The organism is Rhodanobacter sp. FW101-FHT13A11 (assembly GCF_058790335.1).
Map to the genome: position 1 here is coordinate 31,004 of NZ_JBYTCN010000005.1, position 21,261 is coordinate 52,264.

General features: G+C 69.1%; 24 protein-coding genes. 7 read left to right on the plus strand and 17 right to left on the minus strand.

Annotated features, from left to right (window positions below; genetic code table 11):
* On the plus strand, nt 1-1,208 hold a 1,208-nt coding region (locus AC3WRN_RS07345; RefSeq protein WP_492622494.1), incomplete at its 5' end, for an ATP-dependent DNA helicase.
* 197 nt (nt 1,209-1,405) lie between these two features.
* Here AC3WRN_RS07345 and dmeF read toward each other — a convergent pair.
* Nucleotides 1,406-2,332 carry a CDF family Co(II)/Ni(II) efflux transporter DmeF gene (gene dmeF, locus AC3WRN_RS07350; RefSeq protein ID WP_492622495.1) on the minus strand — a complete coding sequence of 309 codons (927 nt, stop codon included), beginning with the start codon at nt 2,330-2,332 and terminating at the stop codon, nt 1,406-1,408.
* Between the two features lie 55 nt (nt 2,333-2,387).
* Between dmeF and AC3WRN_RS07355 the strand changes: the two genes are divergently transcribed.
* On the plus strand, nt 2,388-2,657 hold the full coding sequence (locus AC3WRN_RS07355) for a metal/formaldehyde-sensitive transcriptional repressor (protein ID WP_492622496.1): 270 nt from the start codon (nt 2,388-2,390) through the stop codon (nt 2,655-2,657).
* A 238-nt stretch (nt 2,658-2,895) separates the two neighbouring features.
* Here AC3WRN_RS07355 and lepB read toward each other — a convergent pair whose 3' ends face one another.
* Nucleotides 2,896-3,570 (minus strand): signal peptidase I, encoded by a 675-nt coding sequence (gene lepB, locus AC3WRN_RS07360; protein WP_492622497.1) that lies wholly within the window; start codon nt 3,568-3,570, stop codon nt 2,896-2,898.
* Nucleotides 3,571-3,748: 178 nt separating this feature from the next.
* Between lepB and creD the strand changes: the two genes are divergently transcribed.
* Together creD and tsaB are read left to right on the plus strand one after the other, a co-directional pair.
* On the plus strand, nt 3,749-5,098 hold the full coding sequence (gene creD / locus AC3WRN_RS07365) for a cell envelope integrity protein CreD (RefSeq protein ID WP_492622498.1): 1,350 nt from the start codon (nt 3,749-3,751) through the stop codon (nt 5,096-5,098).
* Nucleotides 5,095-5,787 carry a tRNA (adenosine(37)-N6)-threonylcarbamoyltransferase complex dimerization subunit type 1 TsaB gene (tsaB, locus tag AC3WRN_RS07370; RefSeq protein ID WP_492622499.1) on the plus strand — a complete coding sequence of 231 codons (693 nt, stop codon included), beginning with the start codon at nt 5,095-5,097 and terminating at the stop codon, nt 5,785-5,787. Before creD ends, tsaB begins: the two co-directional genes overlap by 4 nt.
* Before the next feature lie 66 nt (nt 5,788-5,853).
* On the opposite strand, the gene AC3WRN_RS07375 is transcribed toward tsaB, so the two are convergent.
* The gene (locus AC3WRN_RS07375; protein ID WP_492622500.1) at nt 5,854-6,534 is read right to left on the minus strand and encodes an isochorismatase family protein; all 681 of its coding nucleotides are present in this window, start codon (nt 6,532-6,534) and stop codon (nt 5,854-5,856) included.
* A gap of 76 nt (nt 6,535-6,610) precedes the next feature.
* On the minus strand, nt 6,611-7,474 hold the full coding sequence (locus AC3WRN_RS07380; RefSeq protein ID WP_492622501.1) for a pirin family protein: 864 nt from the start codon (nt 7,472-7,474) through the stop codon (nt 6,611-6,613).
* A gap of 139 nt (nt 7,475-7,613) precedes the next feature.
* Here AC3WRN_RS07380 and AC3WRN_RS07385 point away from each other — a divergent pair, with 139 nt between their 5' ends.
* Nucleotides 7,614-8,519: a LysR family transcriptional regulator gene (locus tag AC3WRN_RS07385; RefSeq protein ID WP_492622502.1), complete on the plus strand. Its 906-nt coding sequence runs from the start codon at nt 7,614-7,616 to the stop codon at nt 8,517-8,519.
* A gap of 52 nt (nt 8,520-8,571) precedes the next feature.
* On the opposite strand, the gene AC3WRN_RS07390 is transcribed toward AC3WRN_RS07385, so the two are convergent.
* Nucleotides 8,572-9,609, minus strand: coding sequence for a YeiH family protein (locus tag AC3WRN_RS07390; protein WP_492622503.1), 1,038 nt, complete (start codon nt 9,607-9,609; stop codon nt 8,572-8,574).
* An 87-nt stretch (nt 9,610-9,696) separates the two neighbouring features.
* Here AC3WRN_RS07390 and AC3WRN_RS07395 point away from each other — a divergent pair, with 87 nt between their 5' ends.
* Entirely contained in the window at nt 9,697-10,572 is an 876-nt protein-coding gene (locus AC3WRN_RS07395) for a LysR family transcriptional regulator (RefSeq protein ID WP_492622504.1), read from the plus strand.
* Nucleotides 10,573-10,636: 64 nt separating this feature from the next.
* Here AC3WRN_RS07395 and ptsP read toward each other — a convergent pair whose 3' ends face one another.
* The 12 genes from ptsP to AC3WRN_RS07455 form a co-directional block, all read right to left on the minus strand.
* Nucleotides 10,637-12,379, minus strand: coding sequence for a phosphoenolpyruvate--protein phosphotransferase (gene ptsP / locus AC3WRN_RS07400; protein WP_068095928.1), 1,743 nt, complete (start codon nt 12,377-12,379; stop codon nt 10,637-10,639).
* Nucleotides 12,380-12,521: 142 nt separating this feature from the next.
* On the minus strand, nt 12,522-12,791 hold the full coding sequence (locus tag AC3WRN_RS07405; RefSeq protein WP_068095926.1) for an HPr family phosphocarrier protein: 270 nt from the start codon (nt 12,789-12,791) through the stop codon (nt 12,522-12,524).
* Nucleotides 12,784-13,176, minus strand: coding sequence for a PTS sugar transporter subunit IIA (locus tag AC3WRN_RS07410; RefSeq protein ID WP_068095924.1), 393 nt, complete (start codon nt 13,174-13,176; stop codon nt 12,784-12,786). Before AC3WRN_RS07410 ends, AC3WRN_RS07405 begins: the two co-directional genes overlap by 8 nt.
* Nucleotides 13,177-13,219: 43 nt before the next feature.
* The gene (gene rapZ, locus AC3WRN_RS07415) at nt 13,220-14,122 is read right to left on the minus strand and encodes an RNase adapter RapZ (protein ID WP_492622505.1); all 903 of its coding nucleotides are present in this window, start codon (nt 14,120-14,122) and stop codon (nt 13,220-13,222) included.
* A gap of 4 nt (nt 14,123-14,126) precedes the next feature.
* A complete protein-coding gene (gene hprK, locus AC3WRN_RS07420; RefSeq protein ID WP_082823615.1) occupies nt 14,127-15,077 on the minus strand; it encodes an HPr(Ser) kinase/phosphatase in 951 nt (316 codons plus the stop codon).
* Nucleotides 15,078-15,225: 148 nt separating this feature from the next.
* A complete protein-coding gene (gene hpf, locus AC3WRN_RS07425; RefSeq protein WP_068095920.1) occupies nt 15,226-15,549 on the minus strand; it encodes a ribosome hibernation-promoting factor, HPF/YfiA family in 324 nt (107 codons plus the stop codon).
* 149 nt (nt 15,550-15,698) lie between these two features.
* On the minus strand, nt 15,699-17,165 hold the full coding sequence (locus tag AC3WRN_RS07430; protein ID WP_492622506.1) for an RNA polymerase factor sigma-54: 1,467 nt from the start codon (nt 17,163-17,165) through the stop codon (nt 15,699-15,701).
* A gap of 97 nt (nt 17,166-17,262) precedes the next feature.
* The gene (gene lptB, locus AC3WRN_RS07435; RefSeq protein ID WP_492622507.1) at nt 17,263-17,982 is read right to left on the minus strand and encodes an LPS export ABC transporter ATP-binding protein; all 720 of its coding nucleotides are present in this window, start codon (nt 17,980-17,982) and stop codon (nt 17,263-17,265) included.
* A gap of 3 nt (nt 17,983-17,985) precedes the next feature.
* A complete protein-coding gene (gene lptA, locus AC3WRN_RS07440) occupies nt 17,986-18,570 on the minus strand; it encodes a lipopolysaccharide transport periplasmic protein LptA (protein ID WP_492622508.1) in 585 nt (194 codons plus the stop codon).
* Nucleotides 18,533-19,129, minus strand: a complete 597-nt coding sequence (gene lptC, locus AC3WRN_RS07445; protein WP_492622509.1) for an LPS export ABC transporter periplasmic protein LptC — start codon at nt 19,127-19,129, stop codon at nt 18,533-18,535. The genes lptA and lptC overlap by 38 nt, the downstream gene beginning before the upstream one ends.
* The gene (locus AC3WRN_RS07450) at nt 19,126-19,674 is read right to left on the minus strand and encodes a KdsC family phosphatase (RefSeq protein WP_068095911.1); all 549 of its coding nucleotides are present in this window, start codon (nt 19,672-19,674) and stop codon (nt 19,126-19,128) included. The genes lptC and AC3WRN_RS07450 overlap by 4 nt, the downstream gene beginning before the upstream one ends.
* Before the next feature lie 66 nt (nt 19,675-19,740).
* A complete protein-coding gene (locus AC3WRN_RS07455; RefSeq protein WP_068095909.1) occupies nt 19,741-20,760 on the minus strand; it encodes a KpsF/GutQ family sugar-phosphate isomerase in 1,020 nt (339 codons plus the stop codon).
* Nucleotides 20,761-20,967: 207 nt separating this feature from the next.
* Here AC3WRN_RS07455 and AC3WRN_RS07460 point away from each other — a divergent pair, with 207 nt between their 5' ends.
* Complete coding sequence (locus AC3WRN_RS07460; protein WP_068095907.1) at nt 20,968-21,210, plus strand: BolA family protein; 243 nt, start codon at nt 20,968-20,970, stop codon at nt 21,208-21,210.
* Nucleotides 21,211-21,261: the final 51 nt, after the last annotated feature.

Consider the following 21,261-nt stretch of genomic DNA (forward strand, 5'->3'; position numbering starts at 1 on the left):
AGGGCGCCAACGCGCGCCGGCTCTCCGAGCGGGCCCAGGACACGCTGACCGAATGCAGCGGCGTCACCGGGGCGATCGGCCTGCTGCTGGAACCGGTGGAAGCGCTGCAGGACGCGTTGCGCAAGCTGCGCCTAGCGCTGGAGCCGCTGCCCGCGCGCGGCGCGTTCCAGTTGCTGGAGGATCGCGCCGGCGTGCGTGCTTCGCTGCACGACCTGCGCGAACTGCTGGCCACCCTGGCCGAATTGCTCGCCTCGCAGGCCGAACGTTCACGCGGCTTCGCCAACCTGCACGAACGCGCCGAGCTGTTCACCGGGCGGCTGGACCGCATCGTCGAGTCGCACGGCGACCACGACGTGCGCTGGTACGAAACCTTCCCGCGCGGCTTCGCGCTGTACGCCACGCCGCTGGACCTGGCGGTGCCGATGCGCGGCCTGCGCGAGCGCACCCAGGCCGCGTGGATCCACACCTCGGCCACGCTGTCGGTGGCCGGCAACTTCGATCACTTCGCGCGCCAGCTCGGCCTGGACGATCCGCAGGCGCTGAGCCTGGACAGCCCGTTCGACTACGCGCACCAGGCGCTGTGCTACCTGCCGCCGGGCCTGCCCGACCCGAACGCACGCGACTACACCGAGCAGGTGATCGAGGCCGTGCTGCCGGTGCTGCACGCCTCCAATGGCCGCGCGTTTCTGCTGTTCACCTCGCACCGTGCGTTGCGCCGCGCCGCCGAACTGCTGCAGGACAAGGTGCCGTGGCCGCTGTTCGTGCAGGGCACCGCACCGCGGCCGCGGCTGCTGGAGGAATTCCGCGCCAGCGGCCACGGCGTGCTGCTCGGCGCGGCCAGTTTCTGGGAGGGCGTCGACGTGGTCGGCGAGGCGCTCAGCGTGGTGGTGATCGACAAGCTGCCGTTCGCCGCCCCCGACGATCCGGTGCTGACGGCACGGCTCGCCGCACTGGAACAGTCCGGCATCAACCCGTTCATGGGCTGGCAGGTGCCCAGCGCGGCGATCGCGCTGAAGCAGGGCGCCGGCCGGCTGATTCGCGACGTGCACGACCGCGGCGTGCTGGTGCTGTGCGACCCGCGCCTCACCGGCAAGGGCTACGGCAAGCTGTTCCTCGCCAGCCTGCCGCCGATGCCGCGCACGCGCGAGCTGGCGGACGTGCAGGCATTCTTCGACATCGCGAAAACCGCGAGAGCCGCCGCGACTTAGCGGAAACGGCGCACGCCTCGGCCAGATTCGGCGGACTCGGCGGCAGCTTCTGCAAGCTGCGCGACCTGCCGGGAGGATGGGGGACGGGGACGATTTCCCGGGCGATCGATTGGAAAGGGTGTCGACACTTTGCCGTGGCGCGGCCGTTCCGACGACGATCGCACCCCTCGAATGGACCCTTGCGCCATGCTCGACACTCAGGCCACCACGACCTCGACCGTCACGTGCACCAGTTCCTCGTGGACGGCCAGTTGCCGGCGGACCTCCTCGGCGTTGATGGCCGTGGTGGCGACCAGCCCGAGGATGCAGGCGTAGCTGCTGCGGCCGACGCGCCAGACGTGCAGGTCGCTGACGGCCGCCGCCGGGAAATGCTCCTTCACCACGTCGCGGATTTCCTCGACCACCGGCTGGTCCATCTCGGCGTCCAGAAGGATCCTGCCGGACTCGCGCAACAGGCCGACAGCCCAGCGAGCCACCAGGATCGAACCCACGATACCCATGACGGGATCGAGCCAGGCGGCGCCGTAAAGCTTGCCTCCGACCAGCGCGACGATGGCAAGCACGGAGGTTGCTGCGTCTGCGATGACGTGGACATAGGCCGCCCGCAGGTTCACATCGTGGTGGTGGCCAGCATGCCCGTGATCGTGAGCATGCCCGTGACTGTGGCCGTGCTCCCCCTTCAGCAGCCACGCGCACAGCAGGTTGACGCCCAGGCCGACCACCGCGATCAGGATGGCGTCGTCGTAGTGGATCGCGGCGGGCACGAACAGCCGCTCCAGCGACTGGACCATCATCAGCGCGGCGACGACGGCAAGCAGCAGGGCGCTGCTGAAGCCACCGAGTATCTCGATCTTCCACGTGCCGAAGGCGAACCGCCTGTCCTTCGCGTAGCGCCTGGCGAACACATAGGCCATGACGGACAGCCCCATCGCCAGCGCGTGCGAGCTCATGTGCCAGCCGTCGGCAAGCAGGGCCATCGAGTTCAGCCAGTAGCCGCCCGCGATTTCCACCACCATCATCGCCGCGGTGATGAACACGACATGCCTCGTGTTGCGCTCCGCCTTCGCGTCGACGTGGTTGAACTGGTGGCTGTGCGTGAACGGGGAGACGTCGGGGGCGGGCATGGTTCGTGCTCTAGCGATATACTCCCCTATAGTATACGAGCGGGAGATGATCGCCATGTCCCACATCCGGGAAAACCGGAAGAAACTGGTTGCACGGGTTCGCCGCATCGGCGGTCAGGTGGCTTCGCTCGAACGCGCCATCGAGGGCGACGCCGAGTGCGGCGCCGTGCTGCAGCAGCTGGCCGCCGTGCGCGGCGCGGTCAACGGCCTGATCCTGCAGGTGATGGAAGGGCACCTGCGCTCCCACGTGGCCGATGCCGGCGACACCAAGCAGCAAGACGAGCTGCTGCCGGTGCTTGGGGTGCTGAAGAGCTACCTCAAGTAGCTGCCAGGTCGGCAGTCCGCGGGAAACCGAGCCGCCGTTGGGCATGCCAACCCCGGTCCGGGTGCACTTTTCAGTCATTACATCTGGCCGACTGCGGGCAGCGGAACTGCAAGACGGTGCGTCATGTTGGCCGCCTGCTGTCCTCCACGACCTGTCCGTTGCTTCCGCATCTGCGTATGAGGGTTCGCGGGCACGATGGCATCAAGGCGGCTACGGCACTGGCAATGGAATGGCGGCGTCAGTCGAGCGGCGCGCCGAAGCGCTCGCCTCGCGGCAGGTAGTGATGATCCGGGTCGAGTGAGGCGACCACGTGGCGAGCGCGGCCGACGATCTCGTTGCGCGGGAAGAAGCCGAAGTAACGCGAGTCCATGCTGTTGTCGCGGTCGTCGCCGAGCAGCAGGTACTGGTCGGGCGGCACCCGCACCGGGTCGAAGCTGCTGGCCGGGCTGGGGCGATAGTCGGACAGGCGGATCGCGTGGCGCATCGTGCCGTAGCGTTCGATTTCGTAGTGCGCCGGGTTGCGCAGGTCGTCGTGGATGCCGGCGTAGCTGCCGGTGGCGTAGCGGGCCGTGTGGCCGTTGATGAACAGCGCGTTGCCGCGCATCGCCACCTGGTCGCCGGGCAGGCCGATCACCCGCTTCACCAATCGCTCGTTGGCGGCACGGGAGTCCAGCACCACGATGTCGCCGCGTTGCGGATCGGCCAGGTGCAGCAGCGAGACGCGGGTCAGCGGCAGGCGCACGTCATAGGCCAGCTTGTCGACCAGGATGCGGTCGCCGATGCGGATGGTGGGCTGCATCGAGCCGGTCGGCACCACGTTCCAGTCGGCCACCGCACTGCGGAACACGATCATGCACAGCATGAAGGTGATGAAGCCCTTGTTGCGGGCCAGGAACCGCGCGATCGCGTGCATGGCATTCCCCTGTCGTGGCCGGTCGGTTTGCCCGTCCAGGCAGTGACCGCGGCGGCGGCGCGAAGTTTCGCGGTCATCCGCATGCCATCTTGCGGCCTGCGGGCTGGCCGCGATTGCCCGCGTTGCCGCCGTTGGGACTGTTGTGATCGGCACTCCGGATCAAGGGAGTGCTTGGGACATGGGCAAGTGGACACGGACAGCGACCGCCAAGGTGCTGGGCATCGGCGTGCTGGCGTTGCTGATGACGATACCGCTGATGCAGGTGCGCGAGCTGGTGGGCGAACGGCAGCAATTGCGCGAGGGGGCGATCGCGCAGATCGCGCAGGGTTGGGGCGGCGCCCAGGTGCTGGGCGGGCCGGTACTGGTGGTGCCCACGCTGCGCCAGGTGCCGGTGGCGGAGAACCAGCCGCCGCAGTGGCGCGCCGGCAGCGAGAACATGCTGGCCGATGCATTGAAGCTGGACGTGGCGATGGCGGTGGAGACGCGCAGTTACGGCATCTATGCCGCGCCGGTGTTCGTCGCCACGGTGAAACTCGACAGCCGGTTCCGGGCTGAGGACCTGGCCCAGTTCCGCCGCGCCAGCAGTGCGCCATGGCAGGGCGACAAGGCCGAGCTGCGCTTGGCCGTAGGCGACCTGCGCGGCCTGCAGGAGGTGAGCGAGCTGCGCATCAACGGCCGGCCGGCGCGTTTCGAGTCGTCGGCCGAGCGGCTCGGCCCGTGGCCGAACGTGGTGGTGCCGATCGACCTGGATGCGCTGGGCGGGCAGCCGATCGATGTGCAGATCACGCTGAAGCTGGCCGGCACCGAGGCACTGCAGTTGCTGCCGCTGGCGCGCAGTACCGACGTGACCATGCGCGCGCCGTGGAGTGATCCCAGCTTCGTCGGCGCGGCGCTGCCGCTGGCACACCGGATCGACGCGCAGGGTTTCAGCGCGCACTGGCACCTGCTCGACCTCAACCGCAGCTATGGCCAGCACTGGACCGACGCCGACAGCGACATGGGAGCCGCGCTGCAGGCTTCCACCTTCGGCGTGCAGCTGTACCAGCCGGTCGACGTGTACCAGCGCAACGTGCGCGCGGGGAAGTACGGGCTGCTGTTCATCGCGATGACCTTCGTGGCGTTCTTCCTGTTCGAGGTGCTCAAGCGGCTGCGCGTGCACCCGGTGCAATACTTGCTGGTCGGCGCGGCGTTGGCCACGTTCTACGTGGTGCTGCTGGCGTTGTCCGAGCAGATCGGCTTCGGCCCGGCCTACGCGCTGGCCGCTACCGCGGTGGCCCTGCTGGTCGGCGGCTACGCGATGGCGGTGTTGCGCGCGCGGCGTGCCGGGTTGTTGCTGGGCGGCGTGCTGGGGCTGATCTACGCGATGCTGTACGGGCTGATCGCGGCCGAGCAGTACGCGCTGCTGATCGGCGCACTGGTGCTGCTGGCGATGGTGGGATTGATGATGTACCTGACCCGCCGCATCGACTGGTATGCATACACCACGGCCGCGGCCGAGCCGCCAGCCGCTATCATGGAGCAATCATGAACCTGCTCGCGATCGAAACCGCCACCGAAGCCTGCTCCGTCGCCCTGATCCACGGCGACGAATTGATCGCCCGCAGCGAGATCGCACCGCGCCGGCATACCGAGCTGGTGTTGCCGATGGCCGACGAACTGCTGGCCGAGGCCGGCATCGGCCGCCACGCGCTGGACGCGATCGCGGTGGGCCGCGGCCCCGGCGCGTTCACCGGCGTGCGCCTGGGCGTGTCGCTGGCGCAGGGCATGGCGCTGGCGCTGGACCTGCCGGTGATCACCATCTCCTCGCTGGCCGCGCTGGCGCTGGAGGCGCCGGAGGAAGAAGGTAGCGCGATCCTTGCCGTGATCGACGCCCGCATGGGCGAGATCTACGCCGCCTGCTACCGCCGCGATGACAACGGCGGCCTGGTCGCGCTGGACGACGAACGCATCTGCACCGCCGAGTCGCTTGTGTTGCCCGAGGCCAGCGCCTGGCAGGTGGTCGGCACCGGCTGGGCCACCTACGCCACCGTGCTGAGCCAGCGCCTCACCGGCACCCTGCATTCCGCCGACGGCTTGCGCTACCCGCAGGCCGTGCATGTGGCCGAGCTGGCGCTGCGCGAGTTCAAGGCTGGTCACGTGCAGGCACCGGAGCTGGCGCTGCCGGTGTACCTGCGCGACAAGGTGGCGTTGACGCTGGTGGAGCAGGGCAGGGCGTAAACCGCCGGCAGGGTTTGCCACATCGCGCACGGCGAGCGCCTTTGTCCGGCGCCCGCCGTGGCGGCATCAGGCCCGTGTCGAGTCGAGTTGCTCGTGGTTCTTCTCGACGTCCTGCGCCTTCAGGTAGCTCTCGATCAGCAACTGGTAGTTCGGGAAGATCCGGGTATAGACCTCGGCCCACTGCTGCGCGTCGGCGCGGTTCCAGCTGCCCTGCAGTTCCGAGGCGATGGCGGCGGTGTCCATCGGCACCACGCCGGCCTGGACGATGCGCGCGAGGGTGATTTCCTCGGCCATCTTCGAATAGGTGCCGGAGGCGTCGATCACCGCGAACACCTGGTAGCCGTCGGCTATGGCGGCAATGCTCGGGAAGGCCATGCACACGCTGGTGATGGTGCCGGCGATGATCAGCTGCTTCTTGCCGGTGGCCTTGACCGCGGCGACGAAATCCGGGTTGTCCCAGGCGTTGATCTCGCCCCTGCGCGCCACGTACTGCGCGTGCGGGGCGTTGGCGTGGATCTCGCCGATCAGCGGGCCGTTCGGACCCTGCGGTACCGAGGCGGTGGTGATCACTGGAATGCCGGACAGCGTGGCCATTTTCGCCAGTGCGGCGGCGTGCGCGCGCACCTGGGTGAACGGCATGTCCTGGATGGTCTGGAACAGGCCGCTCTGGTGGTCGATCAGCAGCATCGCCACGTTCTTCGGGTCGATGACCGGGCGGGCGCCGTTGAAGTTGGCGGGAGCGTTCATGGGTGTCTCCTTGCAGTGGAGTGCGTAGGCACACGGGTGGAAGGCGCCGGCTCGAGGCGGGCCGGCGCGAGGGGTGTTAATGCATGCGGCCGAAGCGGCCGCCGTTGAAGTCGGCGATGGCCTGGCCGATTTCTTCGCGGGTGTTCATCACGAAGGGGCCGTGGCCGACGATGGGTTCGTCGATCGGTTCACCGCCGAGCAGCAGCAGCGTGGCGTCGCTGTTGGCTTCGAGTGCGATGTCGCTGCCGTCGCGCTCCAGCACCACCATCTGCGCTTCGCGTGCGACCTCGCTGCCGTTCACCAGCACGGTGCCCTTCAGTACGACCAGGGCGAGCGTGCGGCCTGCGGGCAGGCTGAAGGTCGCCGCCTTGCCGGCCTTGAGGCGGATGTCCCACACGTCCATCGCGGTGAAGGTGTGGGCGGGGCCGCGGTGGCCGGCGTATTCGCCGGCGATCACGCGCAGCTTGCCGGCGTCGTCGGGCAACGCCATCGCGGCGATGTCGGCGTCGAGCAGGGTCTGGTAGCCTGGCGCGGCCATCTTGTCCCGTGCCGGCAGGTTCACCCACAGCTGCACCATTTCCAGCGTGCCGCCGGTGCGGGTGAACTCGTGCGAGTGGAACTCTTCGTGCAGGATGCCGGAGGCGGCGGTCATCCACTGCACGTCGCCCGGGCCGATCTTGCCGCCGGCGCCGGTGGAATCGCGATGCTCGACCTCGCCCTCGTAGACGATGGTGACGGTCTCGAAGCCGCGGTGCGGGTGCTGGCCCACGCCGCGTGGGCGCGCGGCGGCATCGAACCGGTGCGGGCCAGCGTAGTCGAGCAACAGGAACGGGCTCAGCTCGCGGCCATGGCTGTCGTAGGAAAACAGCGAGCGAACCGGAAAACCATCGCCCACCCAGTGCGGGCGGGGGGCACTGTAGACGCCGAGGATCTTCTTCATTGCCGACTCCAGGTATTTCGCGGGGACCGCGGGAGGCGGCCCGTTTGCGTTGGCAGACATGATCTTGCTGGAACGATGGCGTCGCCAGCCGGTAGGATTTATCCTCAGAGTCCTATGAATGGAACGCTGGGAGCGGCTCGTGAGGGATCTGAACGATCTCTACTATTTCGTCCAGGTGGTCGAGTACGGCGGCTTCGCGCCGGCCGGACGTGCGCTGGGAGTGCCCAAGTCCAAGCTCAGCCGCCGCATCGCGCTGCTGGAGGAACGCCTGGGCGTGCGCCTGATCCAGCGCTCCACGCGCTACTTCTCGGTGACCGAGGTTGGCCAGACCTTCCACGCCCATTGCAGGGCGATGCTGGTGGAGGCCGACGCGGCGGAGGAAGCCATCGAGCTCACGCGCTCGGAGCCGCGCGGCATCGTGCGCGTGACGTGTCCGGTGGTGCTGCTCGATGCGCTGATCGGGGCAATGCTTGCCGATTTCATGGTCGGCCACCCGCACGTGGAAGTGCATCTGGAGGCCACCAACCGTCGTGTCGACGTGGTCGGCGAAGGCATCGACGTCGCGCTGCGCGTGCGTCCGCCGCCGCTGGAGGACAGCGACCTGGTGATGCGCGTGCTGGCCGAGCGCGGCCAGTGCCTGGTCGCAAGCCCTGCACTGGTGGCGCGGCACGGACCGGCGCAGGGGCCGGCCGATTTGTCGCGTTTCCCCAGCCTCGACCTCGGCACGCCCCAGGGTGAGCACGTGTGGAGCCTGTTCGGCCCCGATGGCGCGCAGGCAACGATCCATCACCGCCCGCGCTTCATCACCCGCGGCATGCTGGCGCTGCGCGATGCCGCGGTCGCCGGCGTAGGAGTGGTGCAACTGCCGACGATGATGATCACCGGGCAGTTGGCCAGCGGCGCGCTGGTGCGCGTGATTCCCGCATGGCAACCCCGGCGCGAGATAGTGCATGCAGTGTTCGCCTCGCGCCGCGGAATGCTGCCGTCGGTACGCGCCCTGATCGATTTCCTGGGCGAGCGCTTTGCGGTGGCGACGGAAGACTGATGGCCATGCCTGTTCCTGCCGGTGGCGAGCCCGGCGTGTGGGCGGCATGTCGCTACAGCTGCCCGATCACCCACTGCACCAGCAAGCTGCTCACCGCCACCGCGATCCACACACCCAGCCCCAGCAGGATCGGCCGCGCGCCACTGGCGGCCATCTTGCGCAGGTTGGCCGAGAGACCGATCGCGGTGAGTGCCACGATGATCAGGAACTCGGCCAGCAGGTGGATGGCCGGCTGGATCACCACGGGGATCAGGCCGGCGGTGCGGATTCCCGAGGCGACCAGAAACCACAGGATGAACCACGGGAAGATGCTGGCAAGGCTGAAGTGGCCGACGCTGCCGGCCTGCGCATGTTTGCGCTTCTCGCGCGCGGCGACGACGAAGGCGAGCACCAGGCAGACCGGGATGATCAGGGTGGCGCGGGTCAGCTTGACGATGGTGGCGTAGTCGCCGGCGGCCTGGCTGTAGCTGTAGCCGGCGGCGACCACCGACGAGGTGTCGTTGATCGCGGTGCCGGCCCACAGGCCGAAGCCCAGGTCGCTCAAATGCATCAGGTGGCCGAGCAGCGGGAACAGCAGTACCGCGACCAGGTTGAACAGGAAGATGGTGGAGATCGCGAACGCGGTGTCGTGGTCGTCCGGGCGGATGATCGGCGTGACTGCGGCGATCGCCGAGCCGCCGCAGATCGCGGTGCCCACGCCGATCAACACCTTGAGCTTGTCGTGCACGCCGAGCCAGCGGCCGAGCAGCCAGGCGGCGAGGAAGGCCACCGTCATCGTCACCAGGGTCACCGACAGCGATTCGAGGCCGGTCTTCGCCACCTGGTCGAGGCTGAGCCCGAAGCCCAGCGCGATGATCGACCACTGCAGCACCTTCTTGCCGGCGAACGCGATGCCGGAGCTGTAGCGCTCGCCCGGCGACAGCAGGTTGCGCACCGCGATGCCCAGCACGATGCCGATCACCGGGCCGCCCACCAGCGGCGCCCAGCGCCCCAGCAACAGCGCCAGCAGGCCGATCGCCACCGCCAGCAGCAGGCCGGGGGTGCGTTGCCGCAGAAGCGATGGGGTGGCTACGAGGGATGGCGCGTTCATGCATGGACTCCGGCAATCGCGCCATTGTCCGCTCGCGCATCAATCAGGAAAATTTGGAATATATGATCGGATGTATAAGATAGGCTGATGATCAACATCAGCCCGCGCCAGCTGGACGTGTTCGTGCAGATCGCGCTGCACGGCAGCGTGCGCGCCGCCGCTGAGCGCCTGCACCTGACCCAGCCGGCCGCCAGCATGGCGTTGGCGGAGATGGAGCGGCAGCTGGATGCGCCGCTGTTCGACCGCGAGCGCGGCCGCTTGCGCCTGAATGCGCGCGGGCGCGAACTGCTGCCGCTGGCGCAGGAACTGCTGGAACGCCATGCCGAATTCGGCCGGCGCGGGCGCGAGGAAGGCGCAGCGCTGGGCGGCGAGCTGCGCATCGGCGCCAGCAATACGGTGGGCAATTACCTGGTGGGCGAACTGCTCGGCGGTTTCGTGCGCGCGCATCCGCAGGTGGCGATCCGCCTGCGCGTGGCGAATACCGAGACGATCGCCGCCGCCATGCTCGAGCACGGCCTGGACATCGGCTGCGTCGAAGGCCCGGTGGCGCACCCGCTGCTGGAGGTGCGGCCGTGGCGCGACGACCTGCTGGTGGTGTGCGCGCCGCCGGAGCATTCGCTGGCGCGCAAGCGCAGCCTGAAACCGGCGGATTTCGCTGGCGCGCGCTGGGTGCTGCGCGAGCCCGGTTCGGCCACGCGGGCCACCAGCGAGCGCGTGCTGGCGCAGCTGCCGCCCGGCGAAACCGTGCTGGAACTGGACCAGATCGAGGCGATCAAGCAGGCCGTGGTGGCCGGGCTGGGCATCGCCTGCCTGCCGGCAGTGGCAGTCACCGACGCGCTGGCCACCGGCCGCCTGAAGGCGCTGAAGACGCCGTTCCTCGACCTGCGCCGCAAGCTCTCGCTGCTGCTGCACCGGCAGAAGTACCGCGGCGCCTTGCTGGATGCGTTCCTGGAAGAAGTGTGAGGCGCGGCCACGGCGCGCGCTGGTTTTCCGGCGCAGCCGTGCGGGGAGCCTGTTCGCGCGGGATTCAGCGGGCGGGCGCGCCGATGATTTCCGCCAGCATCGCCTCGGCTTTCTCGTGCGTGGGCGCATTCAGCAGCCGCGCGGCGTGGCGGCGCAGGTGTGCGTGGTCGAGCGTGGCGAGGCGGTCGCGCACCTGCAGGATCTGCGCCGGGTGCATGCTGAACTCGTCGAGTCCGAGCAGCAGCAGCAGCGCGGTGAAGTTCACGTCGCCGGCAATCTCGCCGCACAGGCTTACCGGCTTTTTCGCGCGGCGCCCGGCGCCGAGCACGTGCGAGATCAGCCGCAGCAGCGCCGGCTGCAGCGGGTTGTAGATGTTCTCCAGCGCATCGTTGCCGCGATCGGCGGCGAGCACGTACTGCGCCAGGTCGTTGGTGCCGATGGCGAGGAAGTCGGCGTGCTCCAGCAGGGCGCGCACGTTGATCGCCGCGGCCGGCACCTCGATCATCGCGCCCAGCGGCAGCTTCTCCGGCAGGTCGATGGACTCGCGTTTCAGGTCCTGCCGCGCCAGCTTGAACAGCGTGCGCACCGCGATCATTTCATCCGGCTGGGTCACCATCGGCACCAGCACGCGCACCGGGCCGTAGCAGGCGGCGCGCAGGATCGCGCGGATCTGCGTGGTGAACACCGCCGGGTAGCGCAGCGACAGGCGGACGCCGCGCACGCCGAGCGCCGGGTTGTCCTCGCCGCGCAGGGTGAGCCCGGCCGCGTCGGCCTTGTCGGCGCCCAGGTCCAGCGTGCGGATCGTCACCGGCAGGCCGCCCATGCCCATCACCAGGTCGCGGTAGGCGATGAACTGCTCGTCTTCCGACGGCAGCCCCTTGTGCTTGAGGAACAGGAACTCGGTGCGGTACAGGCCCACGCCGTCGGCGCCGCGGGCGCGCGCCATCGCCACGTCGGCCGGCGTCTCGGCGTTCGCCAGCAGGGCGATCTCGACGCCGTCGCGGGTGCGCGTGGGCGCGTTCGCCAGCTTGGCCAGCCGGCGGCCTTCGGCCGCGGCCTCGCGCTGCCAGGCGCGGTAGCGCGACAGGTCCTGCGCGGCCGGGTGCACGATCGCCTCGCCGCGTTCGGCGTCGAGCAGGATCAGGTCGTCGTCGTGGATGTTGGACAGCGCGTCGCGGGTGCCCACCAGCATCGGCAAGCCGAGGCTGCGCGCCAGGATCGCGCTGTGCGAATACGCGCTGCCGGAACTGGCGACCACGCCGAGCAGGCCGTTGCCGGCCAGCTGCGCCATGTCGGCCGGCGCAATGGAGTCGGCGATCAGGATCTCGCCCACGCGCGCGGCCAGCTTGCGTTCCTCCGGGCTGGTCTGCCGCTGCAGCGCGGAGATCACCCGGTTGATCACCTGCTCGACGTCTTCCTTGCGGCTGCGCAGGTAGGGGTCGTCCATCGCCTCGAACACGGCGGACAGGCGGTCGCGCTGCTTCTTCAGCGCGGCGCCGGGGCGGTAGTGGCCGATCCGCACCAGGTCGTCCAGTCCGCGCAGCAGCTCGGCGTCGTCCAGCAGCAGGCTGTGCGCGTCGATGAATTCGTTGACCTCGCGCGCCAGCGCACCGTGCAGCTTGCCGCGCAGCTCGCGCAGTTCCTGCCGCGCGGTGTCCAGCGCCTGGTGCAGCTTCACCAGTTCGCTCTCGATCTCTTCCTCGGCCAGCGGCCGGGTGTCGACGGTGTAGCGGCTGGGCTGCACCAGCCGCGCGCGGCCCAGGGCCATGCCGTGCGCGGCGATGGTGCCGGTGAGGAGGTGTCTCATGGGTGGCTCCTGGCGGAGCCGGAAATCGGGAATCGGGGTTCGGGATTCGGCAAAGCACGCTGCGGCAAGACTTGCCGCCGCGATCGGCACGCAGCTCCTGCCTTTGCGAATCCCGAATCCAGAATGACGAATCCCATCGCTCCTAGCCTCCCTCGTCGAACTTGCGCTCGAACAGCTCGACCACCGCGGCCAGCGCGGACGCCTCGTCGGGCCCGTCGGCGCGGATGGTCACCGGGCTGCCGATGCCGGCGGCCAGCATCATCACGCCCATGATGCTCTGCGCATTGACTTCGCGGCCCTTGCTGACCAGCCATACGGTGGATTTGAAACCCTGCACCAGTTGCACCAGCTTGGCCGAGGCGCGGGCGTGCAGCCCCAGCTTGTTGGAAACGACGATTTCTTGCTCAAGCATGGTCGATGAAGATTCCCCCGCGGCCACCGCTGGCCGCGATCTCGGCCAGTTCGTCCAGTGGTTTTTCCGCATAGTTGAGTACGCGCAGCAGCATCGGCAGGTTGAGGCCGGAGACGCAGCGCAGGTGTACGCCGAGCGCGCCCAGCGACAGGCCGATGTTGCACGGCGTGGCGCCGTAGAGGTCGGCCAGCACCAGCACGCCGTCGCCGGTGTCGAGCTCGCGCGCGTGGCGCGCGGTGAGCTGGCGCATCACGTCGGGGTCCGATTCCGGCGGAATCTCCACCGCCGCCACCTGCAGCGGCAGCTTCGGCATCACGTGGTGCGCGGCGGAGATCAGCGCGTGGCCGACCGCCTCGTGGGTCATCAGCAGCACGCCGACGCTCATGGCCGGCGACCTGCGGGGGCGATGTGCAGCGGCAGATCGGTCATCACTCGAGCTCGCGATGGAAGGTGAGCACGCCCTCGCGGCGCGCGCGGTAGTGCGCGGCGAGCTTCTCGACCAGGTAGACCGAACGGTGGCGGCCGCCGGTGCAGCCGATCGAGATGGTCACGTAGCTGCGGTCGTCCTGCTCGAAGCGCGGCAGCCAGGCGTCCAGCCAGCGTGCGGTGTCGGCGAAGTATTCGCCCACCAGCGGCTCGGCGTCGAGGAAGTCGCGCACCGGCTTGTCCTTGCCCGACAGCGGCCGCAGGTGCGCATGCCAGTGCGGGTTCGGCAGGCAGCGCGCGTCGAACACGAAGTCCGCGTCCAGCGGCAGCCCGCGCTTGAACGCGAACGACTGGAACATCAGGGTCAGCCCCTCGGTCGCCTGCGCGTAGCCGGTGGCGACCAGCCGGCGCAGCTGGTGCACGTTGAGTTCGCTGGAGTCGATCACCTTCTCGGCGATCGCCATCAGCGGGCGCAGCAGGCGGCGTTCCTCGGCGATCGCGTCGGCCAGCGACAGCCCGCGGGTAGCCAGCGGGTGGCGGCGGCGGGTTTCCGAGAAGCGCTTCATCAGCACCTCGTCGCGGCAATCCAGGAAGATCAGGTGCACCTGCACGCCGGCGGCGGCCAATTCCGACAGCACGGTCGGCATGTGCGCGAAGTCGGCACCGCGGTTGCGCACGTCCACGCCCACCGCGATGCGTCGGTGCTTGCTGCCGCTGCCTTCGACCACCGCGCCGACCAGTTGCGGAAGCAGGGCCGACGGCAGGTTGTCGACGCAGTAGAACTCCAGGTCCTCCAGCGCGCGCAGCGCCACCGTCTTGCCGCCGCCGGACATGCCGGTGAGCACGATCAGGTGGATTTCGCGCGGGTCGACCCGCGGGTTCGGGGAGGGGAAGTCGTCGCTCATGCACTCACCATGGGGGCAGCCGCTGCAGCTGGTGCGCCTGGCGGTCGATGAAGGTCTGCGCGGGATCGATGCCCTTGCTCTTCAGCGCGTGGTTGCGCACGGCGGCCTCGACCAGCACCGCCAGGTTGCGGCCCGAGGCCACCGGGATGGTGATCATCGGCACCGCCACATCGAAGATCTCGCGGTGGCCGATGTCGCCGGTGAGGCGGGTCAGCGCGTCGGTCTCCTCGCCCTCGCGCAGCGGCTTGAGGTGGATCACCAGGCGCAGGTACTTGGAGATCTTGACCGACATGTGGCCGAACATTTCGCGCACGTTGAGCACGCCCAGTCCGCGCACTTCCAGCAGGTCCTGCAGCAGTTCGGGGCAGCTGCCGTCGATCACGTCCGGCGCGATCAGGGTGAATTCGGTGGCGTCGTCGGCGACCAGGCGGTGGCCGCGGCTGATCAGCTCCAGCGCCAGCTCGCTCTTGCCGGAGCCGGCCTCGCCGGTGATCAGCACGCCGATCGAGAACACCTCGAGGAACACGCCGTGCAGGGTGACCTTCGCCGCCAGCATGCGCGCCAGGTGGTACTGCAGGTAGGTGAGCAGCTCGTGGCCGCGCTTGGGGCTGATCCACAGCGGCGTGTCGGTTTCCTCGGCGACCTCGCGCAGGTCGGCCGGCACGGCCTGGTCCTTGGTGACGATCAGCGCCACCGGCTGGTAGGCGGCGATCTTGTGCATCACCTCCCAGCGCTGGCGCGAGTCCAGCCCGTCGAGGTAGTTCAGCTCCTCCGAGCCGATGATCTGGATCTTGTTCGGGTAGATGACGTTGAGGTAGCCGATCAGCGACGGCCGGCGCGCCTGCGCCGCGCCCGGCTCGAGCGCGCGCGATTCCCCGCGCATGCCGGAAACCCAGCGCAGGGCCATGCGTTCGTGGACGCTGTCGTAGAGCTGTCGTGCGCTGATCCGATCCAAGCCGAGGTCCTTTGCGCCGCGTGCCGTGGCCCGGTGGACCTTCGCGGCAGTGGGGTCATTGTGCCAGCTTGGACGATGGCGCGTGTCCGGAGGGTAAAACGGCCCGCCCTGTCCGGGGCGGGCCGTGACGGGCGGAAGCCCGGAGTGGTCAGCCGTACTGGCGCTCTTCGCGGGTTTCGCGCTGATGCTTGTCGGCGACCTTTTCGCGGTACCTGCGCAGCTGGTTGACCAGCTTGTCGAACAATACGTCGATGGAGGCGTACATGTCGGCCTCGGTGGCTTCGGCGTGCAGGGTGGCGCCGATGACGCCGAGGGTCCCCTCGGCGCGGTGCTGGAGCTTGTCGACGGAGAGCACGATCGCGAGGCTCTTCAATTTGTCGTCGAGGCGGGTGAGGCGGTCGAGCTTGGCGGTGGCGTGGTCGCGCAGGGCCGGGGTGACTTCAATCTGCTGGCCGCTGAGTTGGAATTGCATGGTGCGCCTCCTCTGGTGGTGCAGTGCCGCTTTTCGCGGCGGGTGGACGCGCGGGGCGTGGGGAGTCGCCGCGCATCGTGAATCATCCTTTAGCAGGTATGGGAGCGATTTTTCGTTAACCAAGTTCCCGCGGATAGCCCCTGCGACAATCAGCCCGCGCGCTGGCGCTCGCTGGAGGTGGGAATGCGCAGCCCCTCGCGGTATTTGGCGACGGTGCGGCGGGCGACCTGGATGCCCTTGCGCTGCAGTTCCTCGGCGATCGCCAGGTCGGACAGCGGCTTGCGCGCATCCTCGGCCTCGATCAGCTTGCGCAGCATGGCCTGGATCGCGGTGGCCGAGGCGGTCCCGCCGTCCTCGGTGGAGACGCCGCTGGAGAAGAAGTATTTCAGCTCGAAGGTGCCGCGCGGGGTGTGCAGGTACTTGCGCGTGGTGACGCGCGAGATGGTGGACTCGTGCATGCCCACTTCCTCGGCCACCTCGCGCAGCACCAGCGGGTGCATGGCCTCCGGGCCGTAGTCGAGGAACGCGCTCTGCCGCCGCACGATCGCCTCGGCGACCTTGAGCAGGGTCTCGGCGCGCGATTCCAGGCTCTTGATCAGCCAGCGCGCCTCCTGCAGCTGGCCGCGCATCCAGCTGGCGTCCTCGCCGCGGGCCCTCGCGATCAGGCCGCAGTAGTGCTGGTTCAGGCCCAGCCGCGGCTGCGCGTCCGGATTCAGGCTGACCCGCCAGCGGCTGCCGTCGCGCAGCGCGTAGACGTCGGGGGCGACGTATTCCACCGGCGTGGCGTCGAGCGCGGCGCCGGGGCGCGGGTCGAGGCTGCGGATCAGCACGGCGGCGTCGGCCACGTCGTTTTCGCCGGCGCGCAGGCGCCGCGCCAGCCGGGCGGTGTCGTTGCGCGCCAGCAGCTCCAGCTCGGTGTCGACGATGCGCAGCGCCAGTTCGCGCTGTGGCGTCCCGGAGGCGAACTGCTCCAGTTGCACGCGCAGGCAGTCGCGCAGGTCGAGGCTGCCCACGCCGGCGGGGTCGAAGCCCTGCAACTGGCGGCGCACGGCATTGATTTCCTCGACGCTGGCGTTGAAGCCGGCGGGCAGCGCGGCGAGCACGGGCTCCAGCCCTTCGGCCAGGTAGCCGTCGGAATTCAGCGCGTCGATCAGCACGGTGGCGATGAGGTGCTGGCGCGGGTTGAACGAGGCCAGGTTGAGTTGCCACAGCAGGTGTTGCTGCAGAGTTTCGGGCGCGGCGTTCTGCGGCTCGAAATCGTCGTCGCCGCGCATGCCGGCGCCGCTGCCGCCGCCGTTGCTGGAGAAGTCGATCGGCGCTTCGGCTGCGCCGCCACCGTCCGACCAGTCGCCGGCGTCGTCGCCGGCTTCATCGCCGGCGGGCACGCTGGCCGTGACCGTCTCGTTGCCGGGGTATTCGCTTTCGGTCCCGCTGCTCTCGGCCGCTTCGTCGTCCTCGACTTCCTCGGCGAACTCCAGCAGCGGGTTGCTCTCGGCAATCTGCCGCAGTTCGGCTTCCAGCTCCAGCTGCGACAACTGCAGCAGGCGGATCGCCTGCTGTAGTTGCGGCGTCAGGGTCAACTGCTGGTGGAGGCGAAGCTGCAGGGCGGGTTTCATGCCGGCGGGGTCGGATGGAATCGCGGCCATCCTAACGCGTGGCTGTGGCTGCAGCCATAGCCCGCGGTCGCGCTGGGGACCCGCTTCGGCAGGTATGTCAGAGCCGGAATTCGCGGCCCAGGTAGACCTCGCGCACTTTCTCGTCGGCAAGGATGTGCGCCGGGGTGCCGCGCGACAGCACCTCGCCCTCGTTCAGGATGTAGGCGCGGTCGCAGATGCCCAGCGTTTCGCGCACGTTGTGATCGGTGATCAGCACGCCGATGCCGCGCTCCTTGAGATGCCGCACGATGCGCTGGATCTCGCCGACCGAGATCGGGTCGACGCCGGCGAACGGTTCGTCCAGCAGCATGTAGCGCGGGTTGGCGGCCAGCGCGCGGGCGATCTCCACGCGACGGCGCTCGCCGCCGGACAGGCTGACGCCCTTCTGCCCGGCGATGTGTTCGATCTTCAGCTCGTCCAGCAGGTTTTCCAGTTCGCCGTTGCGCTGCTGCGCGCTCAGCCCGTCGCGCAGCTCCAGCACGGCGAGGATGTTGTCCGCCACGCTGAGCCGGCGGAACACCGAGGCCTCCTGCGGCAGGTAGCCGATGCCCAGCCGGGAGCGTGCATGCATCGGCAGGCCGGTGATGTCCGTCTTGTCCAGCCTGATCGTGCCGCCGTCCGCCTCGATCAGGCCGACCACCATGTAGAAGCAGGTGGTCTTGCCGGCACCGTTGGGGCCGAGCAGGCCGACCACCTCGCCTTCGCGGATGGAGAAGCCGAAATCGCGTACGACCTGGCGCGACTTGAAGCTTTTCTGCAGACCTTCGGCGGAAAGCATCGGTTACTGCTGCCCCTGCGGGGTGGGCACGCTTTTCGCCGGCGCGGGCGCGGCGGGTCCGGCCGGTTTCGGCTTGGGCTTGAAGGTCATGTGGACCAGGCCGTCGCCGGCGCTTTCGCCGGTCATCTGGCTGGTCTCGGTGTTGTAGGTGAGCCTGTCGCCATGCGCTTCGCCGCGGCCTTTCTGGGTAACCGAGGCCTTGCCGCTGAGCACCGCGATGCCGTTGAGGTTGTCGTAGTCGAGCGTGGCGGCGTCGCCCAGCATCAGGTTGCCGTTGTCGTCCAGCTGCTCGAGATGGGCCGGGCTGCCGGTGATGACCACCCGGCTGATCTGGGTGTCCGCGTCGAAATACACCTTGGCCTGCGCGCCGGTGGCTTTCAGCGTGCCCTGGGTGATCACCACGTTGCCGGTCAGCGTGCTCACGCTGTTGGGTTTCTGGAAACCGTCGAAATTCTTGGCGGCGACCTGCATCTCCTGCTGGCGGTCGCTTTTCCTGGCCAGCGCCGGCTGGGCCGCGAGCAGGCCCAGGACGACGACGGCGAGCGCGAACCTAGCGCTGGCGCGGCGGGAAGGTGGCATGGACGTCATCGAGCAGCTCCAGGTGTTTGTCGTTGAGGTCGGCACGCATGCCGATACCGCTGATTCTAGTGCCGCCTTGCACCATCTGCGCCGGGGCGGCGGTTTCCAGGCGATTCTGCTTCGGCCAGGCGGTGACGTCGGCGGTCTGGATGCGGGTCGCCGGCGTATCGCCGAACGCCGCCCGGTTCATCTCCACCGGGCCCTGCAGCTTGAGCTGGGTGCCGTCCTTGTTGACCCAGCCGTACAGCGACTGGCCCAGCCAGTCCGGCACCCCGGCCTGGTTGGCCGGCAACTGGAAGGTGGGCGCGTTGAGGTAGAGCGATTCGTCGCCCTCGCGGCGCTCCAGGTGCGGCGACTGCAGGTGGAAGCTGGGCAGGCCCTCGGCGTTGTACTCGGTCATCCGGGCGTCGGTCAGGGTGTAGCCGGAACGCGGCGGGCCGACGAAATCGGGGGTCTTCGGCGCCGGTCCCAGCCACCAGAGCAGCAACTGGGCCAGCCCGGCGGCCAAGGCGACGGCGACGGTTGCGGCCGGCAGGCGCCGGTCGCGCAGCCAGAGGCGGAGGCTCATCGCCAGCGCTCCCGTTCGGCGTCGCTGCGGCCCTGCGCGTGCAGGATCAGGTCGCAGACCTCGCGCACGGCGCCCATGCCGCCGCTGCGGGTGGTCTGCCAGTGCGCGGCCTCGGCCACCCAGGGGTGCGCGTTCGCCACCGCCACCGCCAGCCCGGCGGTGCGCATCGGCGGCAGGTCGGGCAGGTCGTCGCCGGTGAAGGCGGCCTGTTCGGGTGCCAGGTGCAGCGCATCCAGCAGCTGCAGCAGGCAGGCGCGCTTGTCGCCCTGGCCCTGGTAGACGTGGGCGATGTCCAGCTCCTCGGCGCGCAGCGCGACCGGATGGCTGATCCGCGCGGTGATGATCGCCACCTGCACGCCGTTCGCCTGCAGCCGCTTCAGGCCGAGGCCGTCGTGCACGTGGAACACCTTGGTCTCGCGGCCGTCCTCGCCGTACCACAGGCGGCCGTCGGTCAGCGTGCCGTCCACGTCGAAGGCCGCCAGGCGGATTTTCGCGGCGCGGGTCAGGAGGTCGGCGGGGAGGTTGGCAAGGTAGTTGGTGGGCACGGGCGGGATTCTAGGAGAGCAGGATCAAGAGCAGCGTGTTTGATTTGTCTGATTCGTCGAGACGAATCAGACGACACGCGCACGGAGCAGATCATGAATGTTCAGCGCGCCGACCACGCGCTGTTCATCGTCGACCACCAGCAGGGCGTGGATCTGGTACTGCTCCATCATCTGCGCCGCCTGCGCGGCCAGCTTGTCGGCGCCGATCGTCTTCGGGCCGCGGGTCATCAGCTCGGCCACGGTGGCGCCGCGCAGGTTCACATCCTCGTCGTCCAGCGCGCGGCGCAGGTCGCCGTCGGTGAACACGCCGAGCAGGCGGCCGTCGGCGTCGACCACGGCGGTCATGCCCAGGTGCTTGCGGGTCATTTCGACCAGGGCGGCGGTGAGGCTGGCGTCGGGCGATACCCGCGGCACCTCGTCGCCGGTGTGCATCACGTCGCTGATGTGCAGCAGCAGGCGCCGGCCCAGCGCGCCGGCCGGGTGCGAGCGGGCGAAGTCGTCCGAGGTGAAGCCGCGTGCCTCCAGCAGCGCGATCGCCAGCGCGTCGCCCAGCACCAGCGCCACGGTGGTGCTGGTGGTCGGTGCCAGGCCCAGCGGGCAGGCTTCGCTGGAGATGCTGCCGTCCAGGTGCACGTCGGCCTGGGTCGCCAGCGAGGAGGTCGGGCGGCCGGTGATCGCGATCAGCGGGATGCCCTGGCGCTTGATCACCGGCAGGATGAACAGCAGCTCGTCGGTCTCGCCGGAGTAGGAGATTGCCAGCACCACGTCCTGCGGCAGGATCATGCCGAGGTCGCCGTGGCTGGCCTCGCCCGGGTGCACGAAGAACGCCGGCGTGCCGGTGGACGCCAGGGTGGCGGCGATCTTGCGCCCGATATGGCCCGACTTGCCCATCCCGCTGATCACCACCCGCCCCCGGCAGCCCAGGATCAGCCGGCAGGCCTCGGCGAACGCCGGCCCGATCCGCGCCCCCAGCGCCTCGACCGCCGCCGCTTCGGTGGCGATCACCGTGCGCGCGCTGCGCGTGATGGCGTCCGGATCCAGCTTGGCCGGCGTGGCGGGAGAGGGCGGGGCGATGCGTGCGTTCATGGGGGCTCGACAAGGAAGGGAAGGGCGGCCATCTCGCCGGACGAGGGCGCCGCCTGTGCCGATCTGGTACCGCCGTCATTTCTGCGCCAGCGGATTTCCATTACCATGGCATATCCGCATTTTAACGTCATTGAGCCAGCGCGATGGGTTCCCTTCGCGACGGAAGCCCTTTCCGGCTGGCCAGCCTCTCGTATGGAACACTCCCCGATGGACCCTGCCCGCATCCAGGCAATGATCGTGAACGGCCTGCCCGGCGCCCAGGTGGAGGTGAGTGGCGACGACGGCGTGCATTTCGAGGCGACCGTGGTTGCCAGCCAGTTCGCCGGCAAGTTGCCGCTGGCCCGGCACCGGCTGGTCTACGCCACGCTGGGCGAGCTGATGGGCGGCGCGATCCACGCGCTGGCCCTGAAGACCCTGACACCGGAGGAAGCCGGGATTCGGGATTCGTAATTCGGGGTTCGCCAAAGCCGAACCCCGCCAGCGTCTCGCATCCCGTTTTTC

What these genes read in the sequence shown, in the direction of transcription:
- AC3WRN_RS07375 (WP_492622500.1), bottom strand. Translation starts at nt 6,534, where the DNA reads ATGAACGCTCCCGCCAACTTCAACGGCGCCCGCCCGGTCATCGACCCG.
- AC3WRN_RS07410 (WP_068095924.1), bottom strand. Translation starts at nt 13,176, where the DNA reads ATGAGCGTCGGCGTGCTGCTGATGACCCACGAGGCGGTCGGCCACGCG.
- creD (WP_492622498.1), top strand. Translation starts at nt 3,749, where the DNA reads ATGGGCAAGTGGACACGGACAGCGACCGCCAAGGTGCTGGGCATCGGC.
- AC3WRN_RS07380 (WP_492622501.1), bottom strand. Translation starts at nt 7,474, where the DNA reads ATGAAGAAGATCCTCGGCGTCTACAGTGCCCCCCGCCCGCACTGGGTG.
- AC3WRN_RS07430 (WP_492622506.1), bottom strand. Translation starts at nt 17,165, where the DNA reads ATGAAACCCGCCCTGCAGCTTCGCCTCCACCAGCAGTTGACCCTGACG.
- lepB (WP_492622497.1), bottom strand. Translation starts at nt 3,570, where the DNA reads ATGCACGCGATCGCGCGGTTCCTGGCCCGCAACAAGGGCTTCATCACC.
- dmeF (WP_492622495.1), bottom strand. Translation starts at nt 2,332, where the DNA reads ATGCCCGCCCCCGACGTCTCCCCGTTCACGCACAGCCACCAGTTCAAC.
- rapZ (WP_492622505.1), bottom strand. Translation starts at nt 14,122, where the DNA reads ATGAGCGACGACTTCCCCTCCCCGAACCCGCGGGTCGACCCGCGCGAA.
- lptA (WP_492622508.1), bottom strand. Translation starts at nt 18,570, where the DNA reads ATGACGTCCATGCCACCTTCCCGCCGCGCCAGCGCTAGGTTCGCGCTC.
- AC3WRN_RS07390 (WP_492622503.1), bottom strand. Translation starts at nt 9,609, where the DNA reads ATGAACGCGCCATCCCTCGTAGCCACCCCATCGCTTCTGCGGCAACGC.
- AC3WRN_RS07460 (WP_068095907.1), top strand. Translation starts at nt 20,968, where the DNA reads ATGGACCCTGCCCGCATCCAGGCAATGATCGTGAACGGCCTGCCCGGC.
- lptC (WP_492622509.1), bottom strand. Translation starts at nt 19,129, where the DNA reads ATGAGCCTCCGCCTCTGGCTGCGCGACCGGCGCCTGCCGGCCGCAACC.
- lptB (WP_492622507.1), bottom strand. Translation starts at nt 17,982, where the DNA reads ATGCTTTCCGCCGAAGGTCTGCAGAAAAGCTTCAAGTCGCGCCAGGTC.
- tsaB (WP_492622499.1), top strand. Translation starts at nt 5,095, where the DNA reads ATGAACCTGCTCGCGATCGAAACCGCCACCGAAGCCTGCTCCGTCGCC.
- ptsP (WP_068095928.1), bottom strand. Translation starts at nt 12,379, where the DNA reads ATGAGACACCTCCTCACCGGCACCATCGCCGCGCACGGCATGGCCCTG.
- AC3WRN_RS07355 (WP_492622496.1), top strand. Translation starts at nt 2,388, where the DNA reads ATGTCCCACATCCGGGAAAACCGGAAGAAACTGGTTGCACGGGTTCGC.
- AC3WRN_RS07405 (WP_068095926.1), bottom strand. Translation starts at nt 12,791, where the DNA reads ATGCTTGAGCAAGAAATCGTCGTTTCCAACAAGCTGGGGCTGCACGCC.
- hpf (WP_068095920.1), bottom strand. Translation starts at nt 15,549, where the DNA reads ATGCAATTCCAACTCAGCGGCCAGCAGATTGAAGTCACCCCGGCCCTG.
- AC3WRN_RS07395 (WP_492622504.1), top strand. Translation starts at nt 9,697, where the DNA reads ATGATCAACATCAGCCCGCGCCAGCTGGACGTGTTCGTGCAGATCGCG.
- AC3WRN_RS07455 (WP_068095909.1), bottom strand. Translation starts at nt 20,760, where the DNA reads ATGAACGCACGCATCGCCCCGCCCTCTCCCGCCACGCCGGCCAAGCTG.